Annotated in this window: 19 protein-coding genes; 10 read left to right on the plus strand and 9 right to left on the minus strand. The window is 61.8% G+C overall.

The features are described from left to right. Positions 1 to 66 precede the first annotated feature (66 nt). Positions 67 to 1,563 (plus strand): C69 family dipeptidase, encoded by a 1,497-nt coding sequence (locus tag KW821_RS06650; RefSeq protein ID WP_218290881.1) that lies wholly within the window; start codon positions 67 to 69, stop codon positions 1,561 to 1,563. Between the two features lie 130 nt (positions 1,564 to 1,693). Here the strand turns inward: KW821_RS06650 and asnB are convergent, their stop codons facing one another. From asnB to KW821_RS06665, 3 genes are all read right to left on the minus strand, one after another. Beyond that, positions 1,694 to 3,358, minus strand: a complete 1,665-nt coding sequence (asnB, locus tag KW821_RS06655) for an asparagine synthase B (RefSeq protein WP_218290882.1) — start codon at positions 3,356 to 3,358, stop codon at positions 1,694 to 1,696. Between the two features lie 193 nt (positions 3,359 to 3,551). Further along, entirely contained in the window at positions 3,552 to 3,920 is a 369-nt protein-coding gene (locus KW821_RS06660; RefSeq protein ID WP_218290883.1) for a cupin domain-containing protein, read from the minus strand. A 153-nt stretch (positions 3,921 to 4,073) separates the two neighbouring features. Continuing rightward, the gene (locus tag KW821_RS06665) at positions 4,074 to 4,823 is read right to left on the minus strand and encodes an HAD-IIA family hydrolase (protein ID WP_042652456.1); all 750 of its coding nucleotides are present in this window, start codon (positions 4,821 to 4,823) and stop codon (positions 4,074 to 4,076) included. Between the two features lie 204 nt (positions 4,824 to 5,027). Between KW821_RS06665 and KW821_RS06670 the strand changes: the two genes are divergently transcribed. Beyond that, on the plus strand, positions 5,028 to 6,047 hold the full coding sequence (locus KW821_RS06670; protein WP_218290884.1) for an adenosine deaminase: 1,020 nt from the start codon (positions 5,028 to 5,030) through the stop codon (positions 6,045 to 6,047). Positions 6,048 to 6,137: 90 nt separating this feature from the next. Here the strand turns inward: KW821_RS06670 and KW821_RS06675 are convergent, their stop codons facing one another. The 3 genes from KW821_RS06675 to KW821_RS06685 form a co-directional block, all read right to left on the minus strand. Beyond that, positions 6,138 to 7,259 carry an alkene reductase gene (locus KW821_RS06675; RefSeq protein ID WP_218290885.1) on the minus strand — a complete coding sequence of 374 codons (1,122 nt, stop codon included), beginning with the start codon at positions 7,257 to 7,259 and terminating at the stop codon, positions 6,138 to 6,140. A 164-nt stretch (positions 7,260 to 7,423) separates the two neighbouring features. Continuing rightward, complete coding sequence (locus tag KW821_RS06680) at positions 7,424 to 8,965, minus strand: TerC family protein (protein WP_218290886.1); 1,542 nt, start codon at positions 8,963 to 8,965, stop codon at positions 7,424 to 7,426. Between the two features lie 276 nt (positions 8,966 to 9,241). Continuing rightward, positions 9,242 to 10,168 carry a cation diffusion facilitator family transporter gene (locus KW821_RS06685; protein WP_218290887.1) on the minus strand — a complete coding sequence of 309 codons (927 nt, stop codon included), beginning with the start codon at positions 10,166 to 10,168 and terminating at the stop codon, positions 9,242 to 9,244. A gap of 166 nt (positions 10,169 to 10,334) precedes the next feature. On the opposite strand from KW821_RS06685, the gene KW821_RS06690 reads away from it, so the two are divergent. The 4 genes from KW821_RS06690 to KW821_RS06705 all read left to right on the plus strand — a co-directional run bounded on the left by KW821_RS06690 (position 10,335) and on the right by KW821_RS06705 (position 16,550). Beyond that, a complete protein-coding gene (locus tag KW821_RS06690; protein ID WP_218290888.1) occupies positions 10,335 to 13,406 on the plus strand; it encodes an FAD-binding and (Fe-S)-binding domain-containing protein in 3,072 nt (1,023 codons plus the stop codon). After that, complete coding sequence (locus tag KW821_RS06695) at positions 13,406 to 13,894, plus strand: hypothetical protein (protein WP_218290889.1); 489 nt, start codon at positions 13,406 to 13,408, stop codon at positions 13,892 to 13,894. The genes KW821_RS06690 and KW821_RS06695 overlap by 1 nt, the downstream gene beginning before the upstream one ends. Positions 13,895 to 14,004: 110 nt before the next feature. Further along, the gene (locus tag KW821_RS06700; protein ID WP_218290890.1) at positions 14,005 to 14,466 is read left to right on the plus strand and encodes a hotdog fold thioesterase; all 462 of its coding nucleotides are present in this window, start codon (positions 14,005 to 14,007) and stop codon (positions 14,464 to 14,466) included. Positions 14,467 to 14,651: 185 nt separating this feature from the next. Further along, positions 14,652 to 16,550 carry a DEAD/DEAH box helicase gene (locus KW821_RS06705; protein WP_042652448.1) on the plus strand — a complete coding sequence of 633 codons (1,899 nt, stop codon included), beginning with the start codon at positions 14,652 to 14,654 and terminating at the stop codon, positions 16,548 to 16,550. Positions 16,551 to 17,036: 486 nt separating this feature from the next. On the opposite strand, the gene KW821_RS06710 is transcribed toward KW821_RS06705, so the two are convergent. Then, entirely contained in the window at positions 17,037 to 18,359 is a 1,323-nt protein-coding gene (locus KW821_RS06710; protein WP_218290891.1) for a Na+/H+ antiporter family protein, read from the minus strand. A 271-nt stretch (positions 18,360 to 18,630) separates the two neighbouring features. Further along, entirely contained in the window at positions 18,631 to 19,293 is a 663-nt protein-coding gene (gene rnt / locus KW821_RS06715; protein WP_042652445.1) for a ribonuclease T, read from the minus strand. Between the two features lie 230 nt (positions 19,294 to 19,523). On the opposite strand from rnt, the gene KW821_RS06720 reads away from it, so the two are divergent. Beyond that, on the plus strand, positions 19,524 to 20,399 hold the full coding sequence (locus KW821_RS06720) for an OmpA family protein (RefSeq protein ID WP_218290892.1): 876 nt from the start codon (positions 19,524 to 19,526) through the stop codon (positions 20,397 to 20,399). Positions 20,400 to 20,561: 162 nt separating this feature from the next. Here KW821_RS06720 and suhB read toward each other — a convergent pair whose 3' ends face one another. Continuing rightward, the gene (gene suhB / locus KW821_RS06725) at positions 20,562 to 21,365 is read right to left on the minus strand and encodes an inositol-1-monophosphatase (RefSeq protein ID WP_042652443.1); all 804 of its coding nucleotides are present in this window, start codon (positions 21,363 to 21,365) and stop codon (positions 20,562 to 20,564) included. 200 nt (positions 21,366 to 21,565) lie between these two features. Between suhB and KW821_RS06730 the strand changes: the two genes are divergently transcribed. The 3 genes from KW821_RS06730 (at position 21,566) to KW821_RS06740 (ending at position 23,496) form a co-directional block, all read left to right on the plus strand. Further along, a complete protein-coding gene (locus KW821_RS06730) occupies positions 21,566 to 22,024 on the plus strand; it encodes a hypothetical protein (protein ID WP_042652442.1) in 459 nt (152 codons plus the stop codon). Positions 22,025 to 22,204: 180 nt separating this feature from the next. After that, on the plus strand, positions 22,205 to 22,813 hold the full coding sequence (locus KW821_RS06735; protein ID WP_218290893.1) for a glutathione S-transferase family protein: 609 nt from the start codon (positions 22,205 to 22,207) through the stop codon (positions 22,811 to 22,813). A 17-nt stretch (positions 22,814 to 22,830) separates the two neighbouring features. After that, complete coding sequence (locus tag KW821_RS06740; RefSeq protein WP_218290894.1) at positions 22,831 to 23,496, plus strand: glutathione S-transferase family protein; 666 nt, start codon at positions 22,831 to 22,833, stop codon at positions 23,494 to 23,496. Positions 23,497 to 23,881: the final 385 nt, after the last annotated feature.

Here is a 23,881-nt window from a genome sequence, read left to right on the forward strand (position 1 = left end):
CTTACCTATATTCATCCCGATATGGGAGGGCCGAGCGTTACGTTAATTCTGCCACAAGGAGATATTATGCATTCCTTCAAGAAGTGCGTCGTCGCACTCTCTATCAACCTGGCGCTGGTCTCTTCGGCGTTCGCCTGTACGACCCTGCTGGTCGGCAGTGAGGCCACCGCCGATGGCTCCATGATGGTGGCCCGCAGTGCCGACAGCGATGCGCTGAAAGCCCAGCATTTCGTGATCCATCCGGCCAAGCAGGGGCAGAGCGGCGTGCACAGTTCCAAGGCCCACAACGGCGCCAATGATTTCAGCTACCCCTTGCCGAAAAACTCCCTGCGTTACACCACTGTGCCGAACTGGAAGACCCAGCTGCACGGTGCGACCGGTTTCAATGAGAAAGGCGTCGGGGTCAGCGGTACCGAATCTATCTTCGCCTCGCCGGCGGCGCTCGCCTTCGATCCTTACGTCGAGGACAAGGGCATCACCGAGGATGACATTCCGGATGTGCTGCTCTCCCGCGCCGGCACGGCCCGTGAGGCGGTCGCCCTGCTTGGCAACATCATCGAGACCATAGGGGCGGGTGAGGGCTTCGGCGTTGCCGTCGTGGACGATAACGAGCTCTGGTATCTGGAAACCGCGACCGGTCACCACTGGATGGCGCAGCGTGTGCCCAACAACCAGTATTTCGCCTCGGGCAATCAGGGGCGCCTGCAGCAATACGATCCCAAGAGTGCCGACATGATGGGCTCGAAAAATCTCATCGAGTTTGCGACGCAGAAGGGGCTCTACCAGCCACAAAAGGATGGGGCCTTCAATTTCTCGAAGGCTTATACCCGCGATGACGAGCGGGATCGTACCTACAACGATCCCAGGGTCTGGACCATACAGCAGATGTTCAACCCCTCGCTCAAGCAGGCGGTGGATGCGGGCCGGCAATTCCCGGTCTATCTGACTCCCGAGAAGAAGATGACCCTGGATGAGGTCAAGGCGGTGCTGCGCAATCACTATGATGGCACCGAGCACGACCCCTACGGCAAGGGGTTGAACGGGCAGGAGCCCTGGCGCCCCATCAGCGTGTTTCGCACCTATGAGGCCCATGTGATGCAAGTGCGTCCCTGGATGCCGAAAGAGGTGGGGGAGGTGACCTATGTGGGCCTCGGGATGGCGGATCTGACCGCATTTGTGCCCTATTACAGCGGCCTGGAGGCGTATCCGGCCCACTATGCCCTGGGCAGCGACAAGGCGGACAGCGACTCCATCTACTGGAAGTATCGCAAGCTGCAGACCCTGGTGATGACGGATTACCCCAAACTGGCCCCGATCGTGAAGCAGGCTTACAAGGCCTGGGAGACGGAGATCGCCAAAGAGCAAGAAGAGGTGGAAGCCCGCTATCTGAAGACGGTGAAAACGGACAAGGCCGCGGCCACCAGCATGCTCAACGACTTCAATCTGCGGGTGATGAAGGATGCGGAGGCACTGACCGAGGCGCTGACCAACCAGATCTTTACCGTCCGCACTCAGGACATTCAGGCCGATATCTTCTTTGCCAACAAGGCGAAGAAGGATTGATGCCGCTAAACGTGGCAACGGCGGCCAGCTGAACCGACGAGCGTCTGCGAACAATGACCAAAAATTAAAGCCCCTCGAAAGGGGCTTTTTTGATGTTGGCGCTTGGGCCAACGGGCTGTCCGTCAGCGGATCAGTAACTCTGCTGGTGGACGTCCATCACGGCGCGACCTGAGGGGTCGGCCATCTCCTTGAACTTGGCATCCCACTCCAATGCGGTCGGGGTGGAGCAGGCGACCGACTTGCCATAGGGCACTGTGCGGGCGGCCGCTTCCAGCGGGAAGTGCTCGTCGAAGATGGCGCGATAGTAGTAGGCCTCCTTGGTGAGCGGAGTGTTGATGGGGAAGCGGAACGCCGCCGCCTCGAACATCTGATCCGTCACCTCGACCTCGACCATGGCTTTCAGGCTGTCGATCCAGGAGTAACCCACGCCGTCGGAGAACTGCTCCTTCTGACGCCAGGCCACCTCGTGGGGCAGCAGCTCCTCGAAGGCTTCGCGCAGTATGTGCTTCTCGATCTTGCCGTTGCCGCACATCTTGTCGGCGGGCTGCAGGCGCATCGCCACATCCATGAACTCCTTGTCGAGGAAGGGCACGCGGCCTTCCACGCCCCAGGCGGCCATCGACTTGTTGGCGCGCAGACAGTCATAGAGGTGCAGGGAGGCGAGCTTGCGCACGTTCTCTTCGTGGAATTCCCGGGCGTTCGGCGCCTTGTGGAAATAGAGGTAACCACCGAACAGCTCGTCCGAGCCCTCGCCCGAGAGCACCATCTTGATGCCCATCGCCTTGATGTAACGGGCCATCAGGTACATCGGCGTGGAGGCGCGGATGGTGGTGACGTCATAGGTCTCGAGGTGATAGATGACATCCGTCAGCGCATCCAGACCTTCCTGCACGGTGAAGTGGATCTGGTGGTGGATGGTGTTCAGATGGTCGGCCACCTTGCGGGCGGCGGCGAGATCCGGCGAGCCTTCCAGGCCCACGGCGAAGGAGTGCAGCTGCGGCCACCAGGCCTCGCTCTTGCCATCGTCTTCCACCCGACGGGCGGCGTAGAGCTTGGTGATGGCGGAGATGACGGACGAGTCCAGACCACCGGAGAGCAGCACGCCATAGGGGACGTCACACATCAGCTGGCGCTTGACCGCCGCTTCCAGCGCGGCTTTGAGCTCGGCCTTGTCGCTGACGTTCTGTTCGACCGCGTCGTATTCCATCCAGTCGCGCTGGTACCACTGCTTGAGCTCGCCATCCTTGCTCCAGAGGTAATGTCCGGGCGGGAAGGTTTCGACGCTCTTGCACACAGGCACCAGGGCCTTCATCTCGGAGGCGACATAGAAGTTGCCGTGCTCGTCGCGGCCGGTATAGAGCGGGATTATCCCCATGTGATCGCGGCCGATGAGATAGGCATCCTGCTCCGCGTCATAGAGGATGAAGGCGAAGATGCCGTTGAGATCGTCCAAGAAGGCCGGGCCCTTCTCCTTGTAGAGTGCCAGCAGCACCTCGCAGTCGGAGTGGGTCTGGAACTGGAAGTCGACCTTGAGGCTCTTCTCGAGTTCTTTGTGGTTGTAGATCTCGCCGTTGACGGCCAATACGTGAGTGCGCTCGGGGTTGTAGAGCGGCTGGGCGCCATTGCCCGGATCGACGATGGCTAGGCGCTCATGCACCAGTATGGCCTTGTCGGAGCTGTAGACGCCGGACCAGTCGGGGCCGCGGTGACGCAGTCGCTTGGACATCTCCAGGGCCGATTTGCGCAGGGCTGCTGCATCGGATTTGATGTCCAGAATGCCGAAAATAGAACACATTGGCGGTAATCCTCTTGATTTTTATGTGAGCCCCCCACGTTTGGGCTCGAAATTCCATTTACATTCCTCGCCAATCACAATGCCTAGCGTAAAACCCTTTTGCAAGCGGGAAAACCGCAGAAAATCATGCCGCAAGCGTCAAGCTGGCGGCATGGACAAGCGGCAGGAAAAGAGCGGGTACTTGACGTGCGCGTCAGGCCGCGGCGGGTTCAAAGATCACATAGAGTTTGCGGCAAGAGATGAGGGTCTCCCATTCGCCGACGAAGCCCGCCGGGATGACGAACTGATCCCCCGCCTTGAGGTGCAACTGGCCGCCCTGGCCGTCGTGGATCCGCGCCTCACCCTCCAGCAGCTGGCAATATTCGTGCTCTGTGTAGTGGACGGCCCAACGTCCCGGCTCGCAGGCCCAGAAGCCCACGTGAAACTGCTGGCTCGGATCCGAGTAGTGATTCCACAGGGTCTGGCTTGGATTGCCCGCCCTGATGCGATTGCTCGGAGGTGTCAGCGGGGTGGGGGAGACGGGGTGCTGGTCCAGCAGGATCCAGTCATTCAGGTTCTTCATGGGGCTTCCTTGCGATGGCGGAGGGGGCAACGGGATCGTCCCGATCCCGTTTTCGTTTACTTTTCTTAACAATGTTGCAGTTAAGTTAAACGATCTACCTCCCCTTGCCAAGGGGTCGCCCTGCAGGGGCAAGAGGATGCCCCGAGTGCGGGCTCAGACGATATCGATGTCGACCACTGAGTCGAAGATGTGGTTCGGTCTGAACGGCATGCGGTCGATGTCGGCCACCTTGCTCACGCCGGAGAGCACCAGCACCGTCTCGAGGCCGGCCTGGAAGCCCGCCAGTATGTCGGTGCGCAGGTTGTCGCCGATGATGATGGTGTCATCGGAGTGCGCCTCCATCCGGTTGAGTGCCGCCCGGATGATCCAGGCGCTCGGCTTGCCCACGTAGAAGGGCTTCTTGCCGGTCATCCGCTCGATGGGGGCACAGAGGGCGCCGCAGGCGGGGTACATCATGGGGCCGTGGGTATCGGGGTTGGTGGCGATGAAGCGCGCCCCCTGATCCACGAACTTGGCCCCCAGCTGCATCATGGTCCAGTTGTAGTTGCGGGTCTCGCCCACCACCACGAAGTCGGGATCGATGTCGGTGATGGTGAAGCCGGCCTTGTAGAGCTCGTGGGTCAGGGCCCCTTCGCCGATCACATAGGCCTTCTTGCCATCCTGGCGCTTGAGGAAGTCGGCGGTGCCCATGGCGGAGGTATAGAAGCACTCTTCGGGCACCTCGATGCCGGCGGAGCGGAAGCGGTTCTGCAGATCTTTCTGGGTCTGGGCCGGGTAGTTGGTGAGAAACAGCAGCTTGCTGCCCTGCTCCAGCAGGCGATGGACGAAACGGTCGGCGCCGGGCACCAGATCGTTGTTGTGCAGTATGACGCCGTCGATATCACAGATGACGTTTTTCTTCATAAGAACTCCTTGTAGGGCGCAAGAGCGGACGCGAGGCGGGCGCCGACTTTGAATGTCTTCAATCGGTTATGATTTTTTGTGTCGCCATTATAAGGCGCTTTGATGACAAGTCTCCCCCGCCGCGCCAGATAGGTGCACAATGGGGGCAGAGGGAGGGCGCCTCAAGGGGGCGCCCGTACTGGGTCTGACGATGGAGCCGTCATCATGGATAACTTTATTGCCGGCTTGCCCAAGCTGGAACTGCATCTGCATATCGAAGGCACGCTCGAGCCTGAGCTGATGTTTGCCATGGCCAGCCGCAACGGGGTGGCCCTGCCCTGGCCCGATGTCGAGAGCCTGCGGGCCGCCTATGAGTTCGACTGCCTGCAATCCTTCCTCGACCTCTACTACCGCGGCGCCAGTGTGCTCATCACCGAGCAGGATTTCTTCGATCTCACCTGGGCCTACCTAGAGCGCTGCGCCGCCGAGCAGGTGGTGCACGTGGAGATCTTCTTCGATCCCCAGGCTCACAGTGTCCGCGGCATCCCCTTGGCCACAGTGCTCGGCGGCATAGAGCGGGCGCTGCAGGCAGGGGCGCTGGCCTTTGGCATCAGCTGGCGGCTGATCATGAGCTTCCTGCGCCACTTGAGCGAGGAAGCGGCCTTCCTCACCCTGCGTGAGGCCGAGCCCTTCCTGGAGCGGATCCACGGCATCGGGCTCGACTCGGGGGAGCTGGGCAACCCGCCCACCAAGTTTGCCGGGGTCTTCGCCCAGGCCAGGGCGCTGGGGCTGCCGGTGGTGGCTCATGCCGGGGAGGAGGGGCCGGTGTCTTACATCTGGCAGGCCATCAACGAGCTGCAGGTGAGGCGCATCGATCACGGGGTGCGCTGTGTCGACGACCCCGAACTGCTGCGCTACCTGTCGGACACCCGCTTGCCGCTCACCGTCTGCCCGCTCTCCAACACCCGGCTCAAGGTGTTCGCGCAGATGGCCGATCACAACGTGCTCCAGCTGCTGGAGCAGGGGCTGTGCGTCACCATCAACTCCGATGATCCCGCCTACTTCGGCGGCTACATGGCCGCCAACTTCCAGGCGCTGGTGGCGGAGCTCGGCGCCAGCCGGGAGCAGCTCTGCCGGCTGTCCCTCAACGGGGTGGAGGCGAGCTGGCTCGATCTGGCAGACAAGGCACGGCTGACCCGGGAGATCCTATGCTACGCCGCCTGTCACGGGGTTACCCTCAACTAGGGCTCTGTGTGAACGGCTGCAGCCGCGACAAAGCACAACGCGCCCTCAGGGGCGCGTTGGTTTTTATGGCTTGCTGGCTCGTTCCTCGCCTCAGGCGGATTGCGGCTCGCGGCTCTCTTGATAGAGGGGGTAGTCGGTCAGCCCCTGCTCGGCGCCGCCAAACAGGGTGGCCGGATCGTGCGGGGCCCAGGGGTAGCCGTGGCGCAGCCGGTTCGGCAGATCCGGGTTGGCCACGAAGGGGCGACCGAAGCCAATCATGTCGGCCCAGCCCGCCTGCAACGCGGCCCGTGCCCGGGCGCCGTCGTACTTGCCCGCATAGATGAGGGTGTTGGGGAAGGCCGCCCGCAGCCCCTGCTTGAAGTCCTCCGGCATCAGCGGGGCATCGTCCCAGTCCGCCTCGGCGATGTGCAGATAGGTCACGTCGAGATCCCCCAGCAGCCTGGCCGCGGCCAGATAGGTCTCCTGTGGATTCGCATCTACGGTGCCGTTGAGGGTGGTGAGCGGGGCGAGCCGTACGCCGACCCTATCCGCCCCTATCTCGCCGCTGACCGCCTCGGTCACTTCTCTCAGGAAGCGCAGCCGGTTTGCCAGCGAGCCGCCGTAGCCGTCGGTGCGGGCATTGGACTCGGAGTCGAGGAACTGGTTGATGAGGTAGCCGTTGGCGGCGTGCAGCTCTATGCCATCGAAGCCGGCCAGCATGGCGTTGCGGGCGGCCTGGCGGAACTGGCCGACCACGGCGTCGATGTCTTGCTGGCTCATGGCGCGCGGGGTGGCGGTCTCGACGAAGCCGGGGGCGTCGCTGCCGTTGTCGACGAACACCCTGACGCCGGCGGCCGGGATGGCCGAGGCCGAGATGGGCTGGGCACCGCCGATGTTGTCCGGATGGGTGACCCGGCCCACGTGCCAGAGCTGGGCGAAGATGGTGCCACCCTTGGCGTGCACGGCCTCGGTCACCAGTCTCCAGCCCGCGACCTGCTCGGCGCTATGGATGCCAGGTGTCCAGGCGTAGCCCTTGCCAAGGGGATCGATCTGGGTGCCTTCGCTGACGATGAGGCCGGCTTCGGCGCGCTGGGCGTAATAGGTGGCCATCATGGCGTTGGCCACATCGCCGGGCTGGCTGGCGCGGGAGCGGGTCATGGGCGGCATGACGATTCGGTTGTTAAGGTGCAGTTGGCCGAGGCGCAGGGGGCAGAACAGGGCATCGTGTGGCATGTTGAGTTCCTCATGGTGGGATTGAGGCGACTCTACCCCCCGGTGTCATTGTGAAAAAGAGGGGTAATTGCAGAAGAGAATTGTCGCTCACGCAGCAATTTGCCTAGCACCATGAGAAAGAGGGCCCGCGGGCCCTCTCTTCATATCAAGGCATGGCAGAGCTATCAGCCGTTCAGCGGGGTCACCCGCACCCGCTCGATGCGCCGCTCGCTCACCGCCAGCACCTCGAAGCAGAGCTGGCCGAGGCGCAGCTGCTGGCCCGCGTCGGGCAATACGCCGAAGTGGGAGAGCAGCATGCCCGCCAGGGTCACGTACTCGTCGCTGTCGCTCACCAGGCCATCGCACTCCAGCACCTGCTCCACATGGTGGATGTTGGTGCTGCCGTTGATGAGCCAGCCCTCGCCGTCGGGCACTATGTCCGGGGTCTCGTCCTCGTCCGGCAGTTCGCCGACGATGGCCTCCAGCAGATCGTGGGTGGTGACCAGCCCCTGGATGACGCCGAACTCGTCCGCCACCAGGATGAGGCTGCCCTTGGCCTGACGCAGCTCCGCCAGCAGCCGGATCACGTTGATGGTCTGCGGCACTATGATGGGGTCGTTCTGTTTGGCGAGCTGGGCGAGGGACTGGCCCTCGTTCAGGGCAAACAGCAGATCCCGGGCCTTGACCACGCCGATGATCTCGTCCAGCTCCCCGTCGCAGACCGGGAACAGGCTGTGGGGTGCCCGCTGCAGCAGGGCGCGGATCTCGTCGATGGAGTCGTTGAGGTCGATCCACTCCATCTCGGCGCGAGGGGTCATGATGGTACGAATGGATCGCTCCGCCAGGGAGAGCACCCCGGTCACCATGTAACGCTCTTCGTCCCCGAAGCTGATGGGGCGGGGGGCACCCTGATCCTCTTCCTCATCCTGCTGCTGGAGCTGGCTGGCCCGGCTGCCGCCCATCAGCTTGAAGATGGCGGCCGTGGTGCGCTCGCGCAGGGGCTGCCTGGACTCATGGCGCTGGGTACTGCGCTGGGCGAGCTGGTTGAAGAACTCGATCAGCACCGAGAAGCCGATGGCGGCGTAGAGATAGCCCTTGGGGATGTGGAAGCCGAAGCCTTCGGCCACCAGGCTGAAGCCGATCATCAGCAGGAAGCTCAGGCAGAGCACCACCACGGTCGGGTGGGCGTTGACGAAGCGGGTCAGCGGCTTGGAGGCGAGCACCATCACCACCATGGCGATGGTCACCGCGGCCATCATGACGCCGAGGTGATCCACCATGCCGACCGCGGTGATGATGGAGTCCAGCGAGAAGACCGCATCCAGCACCAGGATCTGGGCGATCACCACCCCAAAGCCGGCATAGACGCCGGCCGGGCCTTGCTCCTCCGGCTTGGCCTCCAGCCGCTCGTGCAGCTCTGTGGTGGCCTTGAACAGCAGGAACAGGCCACCGCCCATCAGGATCAGATCCCGGCCGGAGAAGGCGAACTCACCGAGTTGCAGCAGGGGCTGGGTGAGCGTGACCAGCCAGGACATGATGCTGAGCAGCCCGAGGCGCATCAGCAGGGCCAGCGACAGGCCGATGAGCCTCGCCTTGTCCCGCTGGGCGGGGGGCAGCTTCTTCACCAGGATGGCGATGAACACCAGGTTGTCGATCCCGAGCACTATCTCCAGGATGATCAGGGTGAACAGACCGACCCAGATGGCAGGGTCCAGTAAAAATTCCATGACATGACCTCAATTGAACAGACGCAGATGGCGGCAAGGGTGCCGAACTAGAAAGCGATAGCGACGGCGCGATTCAGAGGCGTTGGTTGAGCAGATAGAGATAGGTTTTGACGGGGGGAATAAATGAGCAACTTCGAGGGTTGTCCATGATGGGCAACTGTACCTTTTAGCGAAAATGAGTCCCGATGATAACGGGAATGGCGGCGTTGGCAAGGGGGATGATGCGATTGCCGGTCGATGGGCGAAGGCCGGCAAGGGCCTTCGCCACGGGGCAGATCAGAGCCAGCGCTTCTCGCGAGTGAAGCAGACCGAGAGCCAGGCATCGCCCAGGGTGTCGCCGAGGCGGGACCAGAGCTCCTGGCGCAGGGCGTCCTGGCGCTCGACGGGCCACTCCTGATCCGGGGCGACCAGGATGTTGAGTTCGAGATCGAAGCGGCGCCCGCTCTTGGCCAGATGGCTGTAGCACTCGATGCCATGGCGCTGACGCAGGGCCTCGATCTCGTGCTCGACCCGCTGGGGCACATCCCCCTTGGGCGCCACTTTGAGCACCTCCCGCAGGTTGCGGCTCAGCACCTTGATGGGGATCATTGTGGCGCACAGCGCGAGCAGGGTGACCAGCACGGGGTCTATGTAGCGGTTGTAGTGGCCGTAACCGATGGCCTCGAGGCCGATGGCGACCACGAAGCCGATGAGCAGGGTGGCGCTGAGCAGGGTGTCGACCAGCCACTCCTTGGAGTCGACCCGCACCAGTTCGGAGTCGAGCCGCTCGGCGACGCCGGCCTCGATCCGGTAGATGATGGCGCAGAAGAAGGTGCAGACGGCGGCGTAGATGAGGGCGTGGCCGAGATCGATCTCCCGTCCGCCCTCCAGCAAGGAGGTGATGCCGCTATAGAAGGCGCCGAGGCAGAGCAGCAGGATGACGGTGCCGTTGATGACGTTGGTGATGGGTTCGAAGTGGGCGTAGCCGTACTGGAAGCGATCGTCGGAGGGGCGGGTCACCAGGTAGGCGGTGATTAACCCTAAACCCGTCATGCCCATGCTGAACAGGGTGAAGATGCCATCGAGCATGATGGCGTTGGAACCGACGAACAGGCCGTAGCCGATCCCGAAGATGGCGAAGCTGATGCAGCCGAACAGTGACAGGGTCAGAGCCTGTTTCTCGGTGCTGACAAACGTACTGATAACATGGCTGTGGTGAGCCATAAAAGTCCTCCTTTCAAATGGTGAAGATTGCAGAGCGCAAGCGGTTTTCTAGCTGATATACTGCCCGCTCAGTGAGCGGATCGGCCAAGGCAGCCCGATAGAGGCGGGCCTGGCGGTCGTTGTCGCCGGAGTTCCGGCATCAAGCAAAGGATGGGAACAAGGATTCATGATCCCGAGACTCGATTACCAGGACAGTTTGTCACCCACAACCCTGCAGTTTCTTGAGTTGCTAGGACGCAGCGCATTTCGTGGTGATATCGAAAAGTCTTATGCAAGCCGGTTGGCGATGGCGACGGATAACAGCGTCTATCAGGTCGTACCTCAGGCGGTTCTCTATCCGCGTAGCGCGGATGACATTGCGGTCATGCTCAGGTTGGCTCAGGAGAGCGCCTATGCCGCCTTGAGTTTTTTCCCTCGCGGCGGCGGCACCGGCACCAATGGCCAGTCCCTGGGCGGCGGCATTATCGTCGATCTCTCGCGCCATATGAACCAGATCCTGGAAATTAATCTGGAGGAAGGCTGGGTACGGGCCCAGGCCGGGGTGATCAAGGATCAGCTCAACGCCTATTTGAAACCCCACGGCTACTTCTTCTCGCCGGATCTCTCCACCTCCAACCGCGCCACTTTAGGGGGCATGGTCAATACCGATGCCTCGGGGCAGGGCTCCCTCGTCTACGGCAAGACCTCGGATCACGTGCTGGGCCTGAAAGCCGTGCTGGAGAACGGCGATCTCATGACCACGGAGCCTGTCACCGGTTCGCGTCTGGCCGACAAGCTGGCCCTCGAGAACCGGGAAGGGGAGATCTACCGCACCCTGTACCGCATCGGCCGCGAGCGCCGCGCCGACATAGAGGCGATCTTCCCCAAGCTCAACCGCTTCCTGACTGGTTACGATCTCAAGCATCTCTATCAGCCCGACAGCGACACCCTGGATGTGAGTCGGGTGTTGTGCGGCTCTGAAGGCTCGCTCGGCTTCATCACCGAGGCCAGACTCAATATCACGGCCATTCCGCGCTATCGCACCCTGGTCAACGTCAAGTACGACAGCTTCCCCTCGGCCCTCAGGAATGCCCCCTTCATGGTGCAGGCCCACGCCCTGTCGGTGGAGACGGTGGACTCCCGGGTGCTGGGGCTGGCCCGCGCCGACATCATCTGGCACTCGGTCAAGGCGTTCATTGAGGACGTGCCCGGCAAGGATCTGCAGGGGCTCAACATCGTCGAATTTGCCGACACCGACGAAGCCGAGCACCAGACCAAGGTGGCCGAGCTGTGCCGGCGCATCGATGGGCTGTTGGCGCGCGGCGAGGCCGGCATCATCGGCTATCAGGTGTGCAGCCACCTGCCGAGCATCGAGACCATCTATGGCATGCGCAAGAAATCGGTGGGGCTGCTCGGCAACGCCGAGGGGCGCAAGAAGCCGGTGGCCTTCACCGAAGATACCGCAGTGCCGCCGGAATCCCTCGCCGACTTCATCATGGAGTTTCGCGCCCTGCTCGATGGCCATGGCCTCGACTACGGCATGTTCGGCCACGTCGATGCCGGCGTGCTGCACGTGCGGCCGGCGCTGGACTTGTGCGATCCCGAGCAGGAGGTGCTGCTGCGCCGCATCTCGGATCAGGTGGTGGCGCTCACCGCCAAATATGGTGGCCTGATGTGGGGCGAGCACGGCAAGGGTTTCCGCTCCGAGTACAGCCCCGCCTTCTTCGGCGAGCTGTGGGAGGAGTTGCAGCGGGTGAAGGGGGCCTTCGACCCCGACAACCGCATCAACCCCGGCAAAATTTGTATACCTTATGGCAGCGGCGCCGAGCTGGTGTCGGTAGACGGCCCCAAGCGCGGCAAGTTCGACCGCCAGATCCCGATTGCGGTGCGGACAAGCTACACCCGCGCCATGGACTGCAACGGCAACGGCCTCTGCTTCACCTTCGAGACCGACTCCCCCATGTGCCCCTCGGTCAAGATCAGCAAGGACAGGCGCCACTCGCCGAAAGGCCGGGCGGGCCTGATGCGCGAATGGCTGCGCCAGCTGGCGGAGCAGGGCTTCGATCCCCTCGCGGAAGAGGTGGCGCTGCAAAGCGGCGGACTGCGCATCAAGGCCATCGTCGACAAGTTCCGCAATACGGTGGCCCGCGCCCGTGGCCAGTATGACTTCTCCCACGAGGTGATGGAGGCGATGGAGGGGTGTCTCGCGTGCAAGGCGTGCACCAGCCAGTGCCCCATCAAGGTGGATGTGCCTAATTTCCGCGCCCGCTTCATGCAGCTCTATCACAGCCGCTATCTGCGCGGTCCCAAGGATTACTTCGTCGGCACCGTCGAGAGTTATGCGCCGCTGCTGGCCAAGGCGCCGAAACTGGTCAACTTCTTCCTGGAGAAGGAGTGGGCCCAGAAGGCGACCGAGAAGAGCATCGGCATGGTGGATGTGCCGCTGCTCTCGGTGCCGACCCTGGCCGACGCCCTGCGCGATCACCGCGCCCGCTACTTCGATCTGCCGGGCCTCGAGGCCATGAGCCCAGAGCAGCGTGCCAAAGTGGTACTCATAGTGCAGGATCCCTTCACCAGCTATTACGACGCCCCCGTGGTGCGGGACCTGGTGAGACTCGCCAGCAAGCTGGGCTATCAGCCCTATCTGCTGCCGTTCAAGCCCAACGGCAAGCCGCAACACGTGAAGGGATTCCTGCGTGCCTTCGCCCGCACCGCGGCCAACAGTGCCCAGTTCCTCAACAAGATCGCGGCCCTGGGCATCCCCATGGTGGGGGTGGATCCCTCCCTGGTGCTCTGCTATCGGGATGAGTATGTGAAGGCGCTGGGCGCCGCCCGTGGCGACTTCCAGGTGCTGCTGCCCCAGGAGTGGCTGCTCTCTCTTCCGGCAGACACCTTGCCCGCCCCCGAAGCTAAAGTTGTGGATGGCGAGCAGGCCGAGCCCTGGTATCTGTTTGCCCACTGCACCGAGAAGACCGCCAAGCCCTCGACCCATGGCGACTGGAGCACGCTGTTCGGCCGCTTCGGCGCCAAATTGCAGCCGGTCTCGGTCGGTTGCTGCGGCATGGCCGGCACCTATGGTCACGACGCCAAGCAGGTGGACAACTCCAAGGGGATCTACTCCTTAAGCTGGGCCGAGCCGCTGGCCCGCTTGCCGAAGGCCCGCTGCCTCGCCACCGGCTATTCCTGCCGCAGCCAGGTCAAACGCATGGAAGGGGAGAAACTCAAGCACCCGTTGCAGGCCTTGCTGGAACTGCTCTGATGCTGAGCCTGCCCAAACGGTTCCGGGTGCCGCCCGCCTTTCGGCACCCGCACTTCCTGCTGCTGCCGACCAGCCCGGAGCAGGCGGTGGTGGAGTTCGTCGCCATGCTGCGGGAGCGGCAGCAGCTGCAACAGCTGTTTCGGCCCGACGATGTCTGGCCCTCCGCCCACTTCAGCCTGGGTCAGCACGAGGCCGATCTGGAGTGGCAGCGCTCCGAGTTTCTGGCCAAGCGCTCCTTCGCCTATGGCCTGTGGAGCCCTGAGCGGGAGCCCCAGTTCTGGGGCGGGGTCTATCTCTACCCCTCGGTATTGCCGGAGGTGGAAGTGGAGCTGTTCTTCTGGAAGGTGGCCGAGGCACCGCTCAGCGATGGCGAGCTGGAGCGCGAGTTGCGCGCCTGGCTTGGCAATACGTGGCGCTGGTCAGCCCCGCGCTTGCCGGGGCGGGAGCTGCCCTGGGCCGAGTGGCCAGGGGTGACCTACCCCTGGTGAGTCGGTTATCATTTTTGCCGGATGCCCTGCACTGCGGGGCATCTCTTCTTGTGCGCTCTCTCTGACGCAGCATGTTTCAACCCATTGATCATACAAGGAGTCATCTCGTCATGAATCAAGATATCGCCCCCATCTGGCGCAAACCCATGAGCCTCGACGGGCTCAATGCCAGCTCTCGCAATACCCTGATGGCCCATCTCGACATCCACTACACGGCCTTTGGCCCCGACTGGCTGGAGGCCACCATGCCGGTGGATCACCGCACCCATCAGCCACTCGGCATGCTGCACGGCGGCGCCTCAGTGGTGCTGGCGGAGACGCTGGGGTCGCTGGCTGCCAATATGGCGGTCGGACCGGACAGCTACTGCGTGGGGCTGGAGGTCAACGCCAACCATCTGCGGGCCAAACGGGAAGGGGTGGTGACAGGGCGCTGCTCGCCCCTGCATCTGGGGGCCACTACCCAGGTCTGGCAGATTGAAATTCGGGATGAAAGGGCGCGTTTGTTGTGTACCAGCCGGCTCACCATGGCGGTGTTAAAACACAAGCTGGACAAGGACTTTCGCGAGAAGTGATCTGCAATAACGCACCATGCGTGCAAAATAAGCAAGCCATAGTCGCGAGATCCCTCTATAATTGCCAACGTCTTGAGATGCTTATCACATTTTTCAAGACAGCAGAACAAAGTGGCGCTATAATCGCCGCCTTTTTGCTATTCCGCGGTGTTAGCCGCCTGCCTTAATCTGGAAGAATCGAATCTATGTCTGATACCGAACAACTGCCCCTTTTTAGTGAGCTTGGACTGGCCGCGCCTGTATTGAAAGCGCTGCAGGACGTGGGCTATGAGCGCCCGTCTCCCATCCAGGCCGCAGCAATCCCCCACCTGATGGCGGGACACGATCTGCTGGGGCAGGCGCAAACCGGTACAGGGAAGACCGCTGCTTTTGCCTTGCCTCTGTTGTCTCGTCTGGAAGCTGGTAACCGTAACACCCAGGTTTTGGTGCTGGCACCGACCCGTGAACTGGCGCTGCAGGTTGCTGAGGCGTGCCAACGTTACGCCAAGCACATGCCGGACTTCCATGTCCTGCCGATCTACGGTGGTTCCTCCTACGAAACCCAGACCCGCGCCCTGCGTCGTGGTGCTCAGGTTGTCGTGGGTACCCCGGGTCGTGTGATGGACTTGATCCGTCGCAAGAACCTGGACCTCTCCGGCCTGAAAGCCTTGGTGCTGGACGAAGCCGATGAAATGCTGCGTATGGGCTTCATCGACGACGTGGACTGGATCATGGAACAGTGCCCGGCCACCCGTCAGGTTGCCCTGTTCTCTGCCACCATGCCGGACCAGATCCGCCGTGTTGCCCAGAAGCACCTGAAGCAGCCGAAAGAGATCAAGATCATCACCAAGACGTCCACTGCACCGACCATCCGCCAGCGCTACTGGCAGGTAACCGGTCTGCACAAGCTGGACGCCATGACCCGTCTGCTGGAAGTGGAACCGTACGAGGCTGTGCTGGTCTTCGTGCGCACCAAGAACGCGGCCGAAGAGCTGGCCGGCAAGCTGGCCGCCCGTGGTCACGCCTGTGAAGCCCTGCACGGTGACATTCCGCAGAAGCTGCGTGAGCGTACCGTCGACAAGCTGCGTCAAGGCCAGCTGGACATCCTGATCGCCACCGACGTCGTCGCCCGTGGTCTGGACGTTGAGCGCATCACTCACGTGGTGAACTACGACATTCCGTACGATACCGAATCCTACGTTCACCGTATCGGCCGTACCGGCCGTGCCGGTCGCAAGGGTGAGGCCATCCTGTTCGTGGCTCCCCGCGAGCGCCGCATGCTGCGCGCCATCGAGCACGCTACTCGTCAGGCCATCGAGCCGATGAAGATGCCGAGCACCGAGGACATCAACCAGCACCGCATGACCAAGTTCAAGGAGCGCATCCGGGAAACCATGATGGGCGAAGAGCTTGAGATCTACGTGAACCTGGTGAACGAGCTGATCGAAGAAGATTCTGCCGATCCGCTGGAGCTGGCTGCCGCCCTGGCCAAGCTGGTGCAGGGTGACCAACCGCTGCTGCTGGATGACTCCATCACTGAACCGGCAAGCGATCGTGCTGGCCGTGAGTTCGAGCGCCGTGACTTCGGTGATCGTGCTCCCCGTGATTTCGCCGACCGTGGTGATCGTCCTGCCCGTCGCATGCCGTCCCTGGAGCCGCGCCCGCTCAAAGACAATCCTGACGTAGAGATGGAGCGTTACCGCGTAGACGTGGGTGCTAACCACGGTGTCAAGCCGGGCCAGATCGTTGGCGCCATCGCCAACGAAGCGAACATCGAGAGCCGTTTCATCGGTAACATCGATATCGCCGATGACTTCTCCACCGTCGATCTGCCCAAGGGCATGACCGCCGATGTGCTGGAAGTGATCAAGAAGGCCCGTGTCTGTCAGCGTCCGCTGCAGATCAGCCACTACACCGAAGTGCCGGCCGGCAGCAACACTGCTCCCCGTCCGTCCAGCGATCGTCCCGCCTTCAACAAGGACCGTCCTTTCAACAAGGATCGCCGTCCCAGCGGTGACCGTCCGTTCAACAAGAGCGGGGAGCGCCGTGAAGGTGGCTTCAACAAGGATCGCAAGTTCGGTGGCCCCAAGCGCCGTGACAGCTAAGTCCAGATCGCACTGATAAAAGGCCGCTCATCGAGCGGCCTTTTTTATGGACATTGGCCAGGGTGGTGGAAAGGCTGAGCCGCTCTTATCTCCTCTACGCCAACGGGCACACTCTGCCTCATCCCACTAGCTGTGATGGCAGAAGAGGAGTCGGCGGGCCGTCTTGCTGAGTCTGGGGGAGTATGCCCCGATCGCCCATTAGTCAGCCATTCAGCTATGGCCAGAGGGAGGCGGCGAGGGGCTGGCTCACAACCCTGTTCAGGGTGGGCATGTTCCTTGGGGGACGTTGGGTTCCAGCGGGACCATGCTGACCTGGCAGTGGGGATTGGGCAGGGGAGAGGGAGGCTCTGTGGCCCCGCGCTGGTTCTGCCGGGTGAGCAGGAGTGAGTCCACTCGGCGGTATTACGAGGCCGAGGCGCCTCCCTGTAGAGACAAAAAAGGCGACCCTGGGGTCGCCTTTTCGTATGCAGCTATCTTATTGCCAACTCAGAGCACCATGGCGGCAATCCAGCCGAAGATGATGAGCGGGATGTTGTAGTGGATGAAGGTGGGCACCACGCTGTCCCAGATGTGATCGTGCTGACCATCGGCGTTGAGGCCCGAGGTCGGGCCCAGGGTCGAGTCGGAGGCGGGAGAGCCCGCATCCCCCAGCGCGCCGGCGGCTCCCACCAAGGCGATGGTGGCCATGGGGGAGAAGCCGAGGTGGATGCACAGCGGCACATAGATGGTGGCGATGATGGGCACGGTGGAGAAGGAGGAGCCTATCCCCATGGTGATCAGCAGGCCAACCAGCAACATCAGGAAGGCGGCGAGCCCTTTCTGATCCCCGATCACCGCAGAGACGGATTGCACCAGGCTCTCCACCCCGTGGGTCTCTTTCATCACGGCGGCAAAGCCGGCGGCGGAGATCATGATGAAACCGATGAGGGACATCATGCGCACGCCCTGGGTGAAGGCATCCTGGCTCTCGCGGAACTTGATGACGCCGCCGCAGGTGAAGATGACGAAGCCCGCCAGCGCACCGAGTACGATGCTGTTGGTCATCAGCTGTAGCCCCAGGGCGACGGCGATGGCCAGCAGGGCGACCCAGATGTGGTTGAGGTTGAGCTCGACCGTCTCCGGCTCGGCGGCCAGGATCTTCTCCAGATCATACTGGCGTGGCTTGCGGTAGGTGATGAAGACCGCGATCAGCAGGCCGATGAACATGCCCAGCACCGGAATGGCCATCGCCAGCGGCAGCTGGCCATGCTCGACCGGCACGCCGTTATCGATCAGGTTCTTGGCCAGGATGTTGTTGAGGAAGATGCCACCAAAGCCCACCGGCAACAGCATGTAGGTCGCGGTCAGGCCGAAGGTGATGACGCAGGCCACCTGGCGGCGATCGATCTGCATCTGGGCCATGACGTGCAACAGCGGCGGGATCAGGATGGGAATGAAGGCGATGTGCACCGGAATCAGGTTTTGGGAGGAGATGGAGACCCCCAGCACGGAGGAGAGCAGCAGGGTCTTGACCCAGAGGATGCGAGAGGTGCTGGCATCTTTGCCCAGCTGACTGATCACCTTGCGGGCCAGCAAGTCGGTGATCCCGGAGCGGGAGATGGCAACCGCGAAGGCCCCCAGCATGGCATAGGAGAGGGCGATCTCGGCGCCGCCACCCAGGCCACCACTGAAGGTGCTGAGCGTCGTCTCCAGTGAGAGCCCGCCGACCAGGCCGCCCACGATGGCGCCGATGGCGAGGGAGACCACCACATTGATCCGCAGCAGGCTGAGCACCAGCATCAGCGCAACCGCGATAACAACAGGATTCATTTGATTTCCTTATAGATTGTGTTGCTGTCTGTCGTGTGAAAGTCAGCTAGTTTGCGAAAAACGTGACAAATGTCGAGAAAAAAATCGGCAAAATAGCCTCTTCACGGCATTCCTGCCGAGCTAATCCGGAATGGCCGGGATGGAATGCTAAAAACGGTGCTGGATGGCCCTGTTTATGCCGTTCTGGTCGAACCAGATGGCATGAGGTGGTGCCCAGCGGCCTCATGGAAAGAGGCTGCCACGGCAGCCTCTTTCTCATGCTCCGGCGCGACTATTGGGGGCTGTCGTCGGCGGGGACTTCATCCGGGTTGACCGGTGGCCAGCCACCCAGGCTCTTCCAGCGGTTGACGATATGACAGAACAGCTCGGTGGTGCGCTCGGTGTCATACAGGGCGGAGTGCGCCTCTTTGTTGTCAAACGGGATGCGGGCGCTCTGGCAGGCCTTGGCCAGCACCGTCTGGCCCAGGGCCAGGCCGGAGAGGGCGGCGGTATCGAAGGTGGCGAAGGGGTGGAACGGATTGCGCTTGAGGCCGGCCCGCTCGGCGGCGGCCATCACGAAGCCGTGATCGAAGGTGGCGTTGTGGGCCACTATGATGGCGCGGCCGCAGTCGTGCTCCTTCATTCCCTTGCGAATGCCCTTGAAGATCTCGGTCAGCGCTTCTCTCTCGCTGACGGCACCGCGCAGCGGATTGAAGGGATCGATGCCGGTAAACTCCAGCGCCGCCTTCTCCAGGTTGGCGCCTTCGAATGGCTCGACATGAAAATGAAAGACCTGATCGGGCAGGAGCCAGCCCTGCTCATCCATCTTGAGGGTATAGGCGGCGATCTCCAGCAGGGCGTCGGTGCTGGCATTGAACCCGGCGGTTTCAACATCGATGACGACGGGGTAGAAGCCACGAAAGCGGCCCTTGAGGGTGTGAACGGCGTCGGTCATGGTATCTCGGTCGGCGTGAAAGAAGGCGGCATTATGGCAAAAAAGCGCGCCCTTGTCCCCCCGGACGACCGGTCAGCGGCGGCCTTGCCCGCGATTTTTGGCCGATGCACTGCCGCTTGCCAGTCTGAGGCCACTCGCTTGGCTTTTCTCCTCAGGCCACATTGGTTTGTTGCTAAAGCTTGCCCAGCCCCTGCCGATATCTAATCCGAGATCGTATGGAGGGCAAGCCGTTGAATGCTTGGGTGTTAGGGTTGGTCAGCATATCAGTGAGTATGCAGTTGCAGGCGGGGGTCACCGAATTTGGTGCCGGCCTGGATCAATCCGTCTGGCGTTTGACCTCGGACACCCAGGTGGAGTGTCGCCTCGAGCACCCCATTCCCCGCTGGGGCACGGGGGCCTTCGTCAGCCGTGCCGGTCGCAAGATCAACCTGGATTTCGAGCTGAAGGGGCAGCGCCCCCAGGCGCGAACCCAGCGAGTGAGCCTCGGCATCATGCCCCCCATCTGGCGACCTGGCGTGGCTGGCCGCGAGATCAGCCAGCTGCAGTTCTACCAGCAGTTTGACGGCCTGGTGGCCGGCCAGACCGCCTGGACCATGCTGGATGAGCTGGAGGGGGGGCGCATGCCCACCTTCCAGTATCGCGACTGGTATCGCCAGGACAGGCCGGTGCGGGTGTCGCTCTCCTCGGTCAACTTCAGAGTCAAATACCAGGCCTTCATGGACTGCCTGAGCGGCCTGCTACCTTACAACTTCAACGACATCGCGTTCAGCGTGCTCTCCTATGACAAGAACAGCGACGAGTTGTCCCCCTCCTCCAAGCGGCGGCTGGCGATGATCGGCGAGTATCTGAAGGCGGACAAGAGCATAGACGTGGTGGTGATCGACGCCTACAGCGACAGCTATGGCGGGCGCTGGCCCAATCAGAAGCTCTCCGAGAAGCGGGCCGACGCCATCAAGCAGGTATTTATGGATCTTGGCGTCGAGGAGGGCAAGATCTCGGTGGAGGGGCACGGTGAGAAGCAACACGTGGCATCCAACGAAACCGAAGGTGGCCGTGCCAAGAACCGGCGCGTGGTGATCAACATGGGGCGCAACGGCACCATCTGATTGACGGTGCAGCCTCTATCCTCTCTACATTCCTGTCTGCCCCATGTTGGCGCTTGTCGCCGCACCTCCCTTGCAACCTGCGAAGGCACGTTCTTCCCGTACGACGGCCATAAAAAAAGCCAGTCAGCTGAGCTGACTGGCTTTTTATTGGAAAACACCGGCTTATTTGGCCAGGGAGTCCGGCAGGTTCTCACGGATCTTGCCGAGCATCTCTTTCAGGACGCGCGGGTTGGCGACCACGATGTTGCCTGAGTTTTCGTAGTTGTGACCACCCACGAAGTCGGTGACGATGGCACCGGCTTCCTTGGCCAGCAGCTCACCGGCGGCAGTTTCCCAAGGCTTGAGACCGATTTCCCAGTAGCCGTCGATGCGGCCGGCGGCCACATAGGCCAGATCCAGCGCGGGGGAGCCGGCGCGACGTATATCTGCACACTCGATGAACATGCTCTGGAACATCTTCAGATAGGGTTCGATGTGGTGCTTCTGCTTGAACGGGAAACCGGTCGCCAGTACGGTGCCAGCCATCTCTTTGGCCTTGCCGACACGGATGCGGTAGCCGTTCAGCTGGGCGCCGTTACCACGAGTCGAGGTAAACAGCTCGTCACGGATAGGATCGTAAACGACGGCTTGTTCGGTCTTGCCCTTGACGCGCAGGGCGATGGAGACGGCAAAGTGCGGAATGCCTTTGACCAGGTTGGTCGTGCCATCCAGTGGGTCAATGATCCATTGGTAGTCCGGATTGGTACCGGCAATCTCACCAGACTCTTCAGCGATGATGCTGTGTTCCGGGTAAGATTTTTTGATGGTGTGAATGATGGCCGCTTCGGCTTCACGGTCAACGTTGGTCACGAAGTCATGGCTGCCTTTCTGGATAGCCTCGATATTCTCAGGCTGGGAGAAGGCTTTTACTACAACTTGACCGGCGTTGCGCGCAGCGCGCACGGCGATATTCAGCATCGGATGCATAGGTTCACCACTGGATGTTAAAGAACGGGGGACAAAAGGACGCGGTATCTTATCAGGATATTCAGGAATGGCAACCGTTATACATGGGTTCCTGCGCGTTGACGATTGCCAGATCTGACGGCTCCAATAAAGGCTCTTTTTGGTCTAGTCTTATCGCGGCAGCTGAATAACAGGCTGTGGTGAGCATAGGGATATGAACCATGAATCTGTCATTAATCAGTCAAAAACCATCGGCTGCGACGGCACAGGGAGTGCTGATCGCGTTGCAAGCCGTCAGCGGTGAGGGTCATTGCGTCGACGAGGTGCGCGTCGTTCAACCGGCGCAATGGCGGCCGGAGCCGGGGGAGGCCGCCATCCTGTTGCAGGAAGAGGATGATGTTGCCTGGCCCGAGTTTGCCTGGCCGCTCGGCAATGCACCTCTGGGACTGCCCGTCCTGCCGCTGCGGGTGAGCCGGCAGGCCGACAACCTGCCCACCCAGGGGCCGGATGTGCGGGATCCGCGTTTCTACTTCGTCTCCAACGGCATAGTGCTGGACGAGGCCGAGCTGGCGGATCCCGCCTGCAGCCGTGTGCTGCAGAGCAAGCTGGAGTCCTATTTCCCCCTGCTGGCCCGTCTCACCCTGCTGCGCCAGCGCCAATCCGCGGGGCTGCTCAGCTAGTTATCTCCACTGATGGACTGTTCAAGCGGCGCAATATTTGTCATAAGAAACAAGGAAACATCTTACGCCAGAGTGGAGGGGTAAGATGTTTCAACTGACCGGTATTGCGCCGCGGCTTTGTGTCACTCTCAGAGCCGGCGGGGTACGGCGAGAACAGGATGGCTATCAACGGAGAATGAGATGAAGGTGTATGAGCTCAAGCGCGCCCCCAACGCCCGCCGGGTCAGGATGTTTCTGGCGGAGAAGGGGGTCGAGATGACCTATCAGCAGGTGGACCTGGGGGCAGGGGAGAACCTGAGCCCGGCGTTTCTGGCCAAGAACCCGGCCGGACGCATCCCGGTGCTGGAACTCGATGACGGCACCCACATCAGCGAGACCCTGGCCATCTGCCGCTACTTCGAAGAGCTCTATCCCGACCCTAACCTGTTCGGTACCACGCCACTGGAGCGCGCGACCATAGAGATGTGGAGCCGTTTCATCGAGTTCAACCTCTGGCTGCCCACCGGCATGGCGTTTCGCCACATCACCGGGTTCTACAAGGATCGCGAGACCCCCTTTCCCGAGTGGGGGGAGGAGTGCAAGCAAAGCGCACTGACCTGGTTTGGCAAGCTGGACGAGCGGCTGGCCGAGGTCCCCTATGTGGCGGGAGAGCGCTTCACCATCGCCGATATCCTGACCCTCTGTACCATAGATTTTGGCAAGGTGGTCGGACTGCGCATCGCCCCCAACCAATTGCATTTGCAGGACTGGCATGAACGGGTCAGCGCCCGTCCAAGTGCCCAGGCTTGAATCACAAGGAGCCCACGATGATCGATCTCTATACTGCAGCAACCCCCAATGGCTTCAAGGTCAGCATTGCCCTCGAAGAGCTGGGCCTTCCCTACCGGGTGATCCCACTCGACCTGTCGGCGCTGGATCAGAAGCAGCCCGACTTTCTGGCGATCAACCCCAATGGCCGCATCCCGGCCATCGTCGATCGGGACAACGGTGACTTCGCCGTGTTTGAATCCGGTGCCATCCTGCTCTATCTGGCGGAGAAGGCGGGCAAGCTGTTGCCGCAGGACCCCAAGCGCCGCTCCCAGGCCATCCAGTGGCTGATGTTCCAGATGGGCGGGGTCGGCCCCATGATGGGACAGGCCAACGTCTTCTACCGTTACTTCCCGGAGAAGATCCCAGCGGCCATCGAACGCTATCAGAAGGAGGGGCGCCGCCTGTTTGAGGTGCTGGACGTCCATCTGGCCCATCACGAGTACCTGGCCGACGAGTACAGCATCGCCGACATCGCCACCTGGCCCTGGGTGCGGATCCATGACTGGAGCGGGATTTCCATCGATGGCCTGCCTCATCTGCAAGCCTGGATGGAGCGGATGGCCGCCAAGCCCGCGTGTCAGAAGGGGGTCAACATTCCGCCCCGCAAGGAAGAGACGCCTGAAGAGGCGGCCAAGCGGGTGCAGCAGATGATGACCCGCTGAGGTCAAGATGGCCCCGTCATGGGGCCATCTCTTTTATCTGTTCCTTCTATTCCGCCCGTCATCCGATTTTGCCTGAACAACTCCCGTCCCCGATGCGCCGGACCCATGATCCACGGCCTCTCTGCCCATGGCCGCGTGCGGCTCTCGTAGTCATCAGGCCCGCTATGAACAGGCCAGGTCGCCGAGCAGATAACACCTTGATTTGGCGAGCCGGAAAGGGGCATAGAGATAGTTATATTAGAAAAACTAGGGAAAGCTGATTATAAAGATTCGTTCGTTTTTTGTGACCTGAATCACTAAGATTCACGCAAGCCAAGGGAGCGTCCTGCTCCCGGCCGGTGCGGGTTCTCCGCCTTGTTTTTTTACCCTTGATTGATCCTTGTTT

It is taken from the genome of Aeromonas sp. sif2416 (genome assembly GCF_019218665.1).
Taxonomy (GTDB): domain Bacteria; phylum Pseudomonadota; class Gammaproteobacteria; order Enterobacterales; family Aeromonadaceae; genus Aeromonas; species Aeromonas encheleia.